The 5521-nt window shown below is 64.3% G+C and carries 5 protein-coding genes and 3 pseudogenes; 3 read left to right on the forward strand and 5 right to left on the reverse strand.

The annotated features are described in order from the left end of the window. A pseudogene (locus tag EOA86_RS40455) lies at positions 1-126 on the forward strand (gfo/Idh/MocA family oxidoreductase); the annotation flags it as partial. 511 nt (positions 127-637) lie between these two features. On the opposite strand, the gene EOA86_RS19975 reads toward EOA86_RS40455, so the two are convergent. Both EOA86_RS19975 and EOA86_RS19980 read right to left on the reverse strand, forming a co-directional pair. Next, positions 638-1504 carry an alpha/beta hydrolase gene (locus EOA86_RS19975; RefSeq protein WP_128343213.1) on the reverse strand — a complete coding sequence of 289 codons (867 nt, stop codon included), beginning with the start codon at positions 1502-1504 and terminating at the stop codon, positions 638-640. Next, positions 1501-1830 (reverse strand): annotated as a pseudogene (locus EOA86_RS19980) (TetR/AcrR family transcriptional regulator); the annotation flags it as partial. The pseudogene EOA86_RS19980 and the gene EOA86_RS19975, both read right to left, overlap by 4 nt. Here EOA86_RS19980 and EOA86_RS19985 point away from each other — a divergent pair. Next, a pseudogene (locus EOA86_RS19985) lies at positions 1831-2091 on the forward strand (zinc-binding dehydrogenase); the annotation flags it as partial. A 103-nt stretch (positions 2092-2194) separates the two neighbouring features. Here EOA86_RS19985 and EOA86_RS19990 read toward each other — a convergent pair. Continuing rightward, positions 2195-3118: a LysR family transcriptional regulator gene (locus EOA86_RS19990; protein WP_128343214.1), complete on the reverse strand. Its 924-nt coding sequence runs from the start codon at positions 3116-3118 to the stop codon at positions 2195-2197. 93 nt (positions 3119-3211) lie between these two features. Here EOA86_RS19990 and EOA86_RS19995 point away from each other — a divergent pair, with 93 nt between their 5' ends. Beyond that, positions 3212-4042, forward strand: a complete 831-nt coding sequence (locus EOA86_RS19995; protein ID WP_128343216.1) for an NAD(P)H-dependent oxidoreductase — start codon at positions 3212-3214, stop codon at positions 4040-4042. Between the two features lie 56 nt (positions 4043-4098). On the opposite strand, the gene EOA86_RS20000 is transcribed toward EOA86_RS19995, so the two are convergent. Together EOA86_RS20000 and EOA86_RS20005 are read right to left on the reverse strand one after the other, a co-directional pair. Beyond that, positions 4099-4824 (reverse strand): 3-keto-5-aminohexanoate cleavage protein, encoded by a 726-nt coding sequence (locus EOA86_RS20000; RefSeq protein WP_128343217.1) that lies wholly within the window; start codon positions 4822-4824, stop codon positions 4099-4101. A 112-nt stretch (positions 4825-4936) separates the two neighbouring features. Further along, positions 4937-5521: sigma 54-interacting transcriptional regulator (locus tag EOA86_RS20005; RefSeq protein WP_164891846.1), on the reverse strand; the 585-nt coding region annotated here is incomplete at its 5' end.

The following is a 5521-nucleotide window of genomic DNA, read 5'->3' on the forward strand; positions in this document are numbered from 1 at the left end:
GTGCGCAACGGTGTTCAGGCGGAGCCGTCGTTCCGTCATGCGGCCGAATTGCAGAAGGTGCTCGACCTCGCCGTCGTCTCCGACGAGAGGAGGGCAGAGCTGAGAGCCCATGCGGATACACAATAAGCTTGGGTTCCTCGCCCAGCGCGGCACCGCCGGTCGCAATCGTTCCGTCCGGTAGCCCTAACCGTCCGCCAGCCCGGTCTGTCGCCATCCCGGTGAGCGGCTTTCGCCGAGAGATGGTCCCCGCCGCGCTTCCTGTCTTTCTATCACCACAGCCGACCTATCACCACAGCCGGCGCTGCCAGTGGGTCGAGGTCCGCACTGAGCCTCTGGCGACGTTCGGCTGAAGACGCCGGCCATTGCAGGCTGACGTTTAGGTCAAATCCAATTACTCTGAACGTTCGATCCTAAGCGTTCACGAGCCACCGGCCAACTCATGCCCTGTTTCGGAAGTCGGCTCGCCCTGCAGGCGTTCAAGCTTGCATTTGCAGACGACAGCTGGTCGTCAGCCGATGGATCGGACCAGGCGGGCCGCGCTAGCGCGACGCGCGTCCACTTGGAAAGTACGCTCTAGCACTTTTGAATCTGTGCATCGTGCTTTCCGAAAATCGATTCCGATTTTCGGGCCGATGCGCTAGGCCTCAAGGAAGTCCAGGGCCTTTTCCACGAAGGCGCCGTGATACTGGAAAATGGCCGTATGCCCGCCGTCCTCGTACAGGACCAACTCGGCATTGGGAAAGCGCCGTGCCATGTCGACGGAATTGCTGGTGGGCACCATTCTGTCGTGATCGCCATTCACCACGAGGACCGGGTGCCGGATACGCGACAGGTCGGCAGGGCGCTCAAGGCCAAAGGCACGGACCGCCTTGAGCTGCTGGTTGAAGGCGCCGAGCGCGATGGGCTTGTCGCGGTCATTGGTCCGTTCCTTCAATCGCTGCAGAAACTCGCGTGCCGCCTTCTTGCCGTTGGGGCTTTGGGTGAAGAAGAGGTAGTTCTTTGGGTCCTTGATGGTTAGCGCGGCGCGGATCATGTCGAAGATGGTGACGAAAGTCACCCTGTCGATGCCGGTACCCCCGGCCGGGCCGGTTCCCGCGAGGATGATCTTGCGAACCAGATCTGGCTCCAGCTGAACAATCGCCTGGGCGATGAAGCCGCCAAGAGATAGGCCGAGCAGATCGACCTGCTGGAAACCGAGGGCCCGGATGAAGGCGACCGCGTCGCGGGCCATCGCCTCCACCGTATTGGGAGTGGAGCCGCTTGATGCGCCAACACCACGGTTATCGAAGGTGATAACTCGCCGTTTCGCGGCAATACCATCGACGACCCGGGGATCCCAATTGTCGAGAACCGCACTCAGATGGGTAAGAAAGATCACCGGTATCCCAGTTGTGGGCCCGAGCTCCCGGTAGGTGAATTTCGTACCGCCGACGTCGACCGTTTTCGTCGGCACGTCCCTGTGTTTGATGATCGCGGCAGGTCGCGATAGCTGATGCACATTCATGATGGTTCCCTTTCAGCTGGGCTGTCGTTCTCGCGGGGCTGGAGCAGCGCCTTCGCCGCTATCGCGCCAGCCTCAAGAATGCGATCGGACAGTTCGGTTCCGTTCACCGCGCGGGACAGCTCAAGCGTGCCGATCAGGGTCGCGAAGACACCGAATGCGACAGCCTCGGGGTCGCGGGCGTCGGGCGTCAGTTCGGCCGCCACCTGGCGTACGAGCTTGAGCAGGTGTTCGGCGTAAACTTGGCGCGTCTCGACCGGCTCACGCGCAATTTCGGGCAACAGCGCGGCTGAAGCGCAACCTTTGCCTGGATTGTCTCGGTGTTCCGCCGGAGGCGGGCCAAACGCGCAGGTGTCCGATATTCGTTCCTGTTCATGGCGGCCAATGGGGAGCAGTTGACCAAAATCGCATCTCTCATCGAAACGGGCGAAATCCGCCCGGTCATAGATCGCGTCTTCCCGCTTGAGCAGACCAATGAGGCCTTGGCCTACATCGAGCAGGGCCGCGCCAAGGGCAAGGTTGTCATTAGGTTGGCAATGCTTCAGGCGACTATCCACCCCTTTCGGCCATCGGCGCAGCCAACTGGGTGAGTCGGAACTCTTAATGCTGCAGGGGTCTTGCTCAGGAAGGCGCGGCTGCGGTCGGTCTGGGGTTGGGCGTTGCCGGTGCCGCAGCCGACCGAGGACACGCCGGCTAACGCGGCTTCCCAATCCCCGGAATGCCGCCGATCCGCTCGGCGAGAAAGTCGACCAGCAGCCGGACCCGGGCAATGCCCGCGCGCTCCGGGACGATCAGCATGCTCAGCGTTACGGGAGGCGGCGAATAACCTGGCAGGATCACTTCCAGCCGGCCGGCGGCGAGGAGATCGTCGACAAGCCAGTGATGGGCAGGTGCGATGCCGCGTCCGGCGACGAGCGCTTCGCGCGCGGCGAGCCCATGGTCGATCCGAAACCGGCCGCCAAAAGGCACCGCGTGGCGTTCGCCGCCAGGCCCCTGCAGGGCGAGCGTGTCGCTTCCTGCGATGTTCGACATCCGGATGCCTTCATGGTCAGGCAGGTCCTGCGGGACAGCCGGTCTGCCCCGCGCCGCCAGATAGGCCGGCGACGCCACCAGCAGACGCCGGGACTGGCCGAGCGCCCGCAGTTTCATCGAGCTGTCGGTGAGCGGACCGAGGCGAAGCGCGATGTCGACGCCCTCCCGCACAAGGTCGATGCGCTCGTCGGTGAGGCTGAGATCGACCCCGATGTCGGGATAGCGGTCCTGAAAGGCGAAGATCAGCCGGCTGATGTGCAAGACCCCGAGCGCCGCCGTGCAGGATATCCGGATCGTGCCGGCCGACGCGCCGCGGGTGCCCCGTGCCTCATCGCCGGCCTGCTCGACGAGGCGCAGGATCTGGACGGCGTCGGCATAGTAACGGCTGCCTTCATCGGTCATCGTGACACGCCGGGTGGTCCTGCTGAGCAAGGGCACGCCGACGGCGTCTTCGAGCTCGCGCAGATGCCGTGTGACCGTCGACTGCCCAACTCCGAGTTCGCGCGCCACCGCCGAGAGGCTGCCGCGCTCGGCGACGCGAACGAAGGTGCGCATGCGCTCGAGTGTGACGTCAGACCTATCCATTATTCGGCATAATCTTATGCATTACTCTTATATAGCGGATTATCCCGGGGCTGGCTACCTTAGCGTCGATCGTCCTTCCTTCGGAGTTGACCCATGAAAGTCCTGCTTGTTTTTGCTCATCCTGAACCGCTTTCGCTCAACGGTGCACTGCGTGACGTCGCCATCAGGGAACTCGAGGCCCAGGGCCACGAGGTGCTGATATCGGACCTCTATGCCGATGGCTGGAAATCCGAGGTGGACCGTGCCGACTTTCCGTCGTGGCCGCCCGAAGAACGACTCCTGCCGGCTGCGGCATCCAAAAAAGCTTTTGCGACCAACACTCTGACCGGTGACGTTAAAGCGGAAATCGACAAGCTGCTGTGGGCCGACACGCTGATCCTCCAGTTCCCGCTGTGGTGGTACGCCATGCCGGCGATCCTCAAGGGCTGGGTCGACCGGGTGTACGCCTACGGCTTCGCCTATGGTGTCGGCGAGCATAGCGACAAGCGGTGGGGTGATCGCTTTGGTGAGGGAACGCTCGCCGGCAAGCGCGCTATGCTGATCGTGACCACCGGCGGCTGGGAAGAGCATTACTCCGCCCGCGGCGTCAACGGCCCGATCGACGACTTGCTGTTCCCGATCAATCACGGGATCCTTTACTATCCAGGCTACGACGTGCTTCCGCCGTTCGTGGTCTACAGAGTGGATCGTTTTGGGGAGGCCGATTTCGAGCCTGTCGCGGATCGGCTGCGCGAAAGAATGCGGACGCTCGAGACAATCCGGCCCATTCCCTATCGGCAGCAGAATGGCGGGGACTACCACATCCCAAGCATGCAGCTCCGCCCCGAACTGGGCGATCCGGGCGCCGCGGGTTTCGCGCTTCACGAGGATCGCACCGGCGCCAAGTCGGCGACGCCGCGTTCGACTTTGCGGGACGTGGCCTGACGCAGGATCCCGAAAAGATCCTGGTCAGGCAAGGCGCCCGAAACCTGTGGGATGAATCAGCGACCGGCCCGGAAGATCGCGACGGCAGCAGCCGTCAGTGCGGCATTGCCTGATGCCGTAGCGCCGTCCGGAAGCTCTTTGCCGTCTTCCAGCCCGACACGCGTCGACCAGTTGCGCTCTGCCGCCCGGTGCACCAATGGCCAGACTGTCGCGTTTTCGCCATGCAGCAGGATCGCCCGTCCCATCCCGGCGCGGTCAAGCACGGCCGCGATGCCGTCGCTGACTTCCCATGCCGCGTCCAGCGCCTGCTCGGAGATCTCGATCAGGATGCGCAGCACCTGGCTGCCACGGTCGAGCCGGACCAGGCGCTCGGCATCAGCGACGGAGGCGAGCCCGGCCTCGATGCCGATGCCCCGCTGCCGCAGGCTTTGCATGACCTCGGGCGCGGCCTTCTCGCTCAGATTGACCGAGGCATAGTCGGGCAGCTCGCTCCAGCTGGCGATCGCGGCAAGCGTCCGCTCGTCGTCGTTCTCGATCCAGGCACCGGTGGAGACACCGATCAGCGTTCCCGGGCAGGCGCGGCGGAGGGCAAGGATGGTGCGGTCGATCGCCTCAGGAGCGAGGCTTTCCCGGCCGTCGAGCCCGCGCGCATGGACATGCAGCTCGGCGGCACCGGCAGCGACGCAGGCCGCGCCGTCACGCGCCATGGCTCCGGGGTCAAGCGGCAGTTGCGGATGAAAATCGGCGCTGCGCGCGCCATTGATGCAGGTCTGGACAATCATGGGTCAGCCCGGTTGAGTTCCTGCAAGTCTAGCGCATGATCGCGAAGATCGGAATCGGCGTTCGGAGCAAGGCCACGGAAGGGTCGCCGACGCTTGCCGGCCTGTCGGCCCTTTACCTGGAAAACTCGCTGCGCACGATGCCATGGCGCTGAAGCTTATCGTAGAACGTCTTACGCGGAATCCCCAGCGCTTCGATCGTGCGCCTGACGTCGCCCTCGTTGCGGCCAAGCGTCTCGCGGATGATGTCGGCCTCGTAGCGCTCCAGCCGCTCCGGCAGCTTCATGTCGGCATCCGGCCGGGCTGGGCCAGGGGGAAGCGCTCCAGCGTCTTCTTCCAATCCAAGCACAAACCGCTCGGCGAAATGCGCGAGCTCGCGCACATTGCCCGGCCAGTCATGCTCCCTGAGATGGCGGTGCACCGAGGCCGACACCGCCGGCACCGGACGCCGAAAGCGGGCGGCGGCGCGCTCGGCGAAATAGAAGAACAGCAGGGCGACGTCGTCGCGGCGCTCGCGCAGCGGCGGAATGGAGATCGTCACTACGTTGAGCCGGTAGTAGAGATCCTCGCGGAACGTGCCGCGCTGGCGCGAATCGCCGAGATCGACCTTGGCGGCCGCAACCACGCGCAGGTCGACGGGCCGCAACTCGTTGGTGCCGAGCGGCGTGACCTCGCGCATCTCCAGTACGCGCAGCATCTG

Origin of the sequence: Mesorhizobium sp. M5C.F.Ca.IN.020.32.2.1 (assembly GCF_004023105.1) — a bacterium.
Classification (GTDB): Bacteria; Pseudomonadota; Alphaproteobacteria; order Rhizobiales; family Rhizobiaceae; genus Mesorhizobium; species Mesorhizobium wenxiniae.

Excerpts from the sequence above, each read along its gene's own strand:
- EOA86_RS19975 (WP_128343213.1), bottom strand. The coding sequence starts at position 1,504 with ATGAATGTGCATCAGCTATCGCGACCTGCCGCGATCATCAAACACAGG.
- EOA86_RS19990 (WP_128343214.1), bottom strand. The coding sequence starts at position 3,118 with ATGGATAGGTCTGACGTCACACTCGAGCGCATGCGCACCTTCGTTCGC.
- EOA86_RS19995 (WP_128343216.1), top strand. The coding sequence starts at position 3,212 with ATGAAAGTCCTGCTTGTTTTTGCTCATCCTGAACCGCTTTCGCTCAAC.
- EOA86_RS20000 (WP_128343217.1), bottom strand. The coding sequence starts at position 4,824 with ATGATTGTCCAGACCTGCATCAATGGCGCGCGCAGCGCCGATTTTCAT.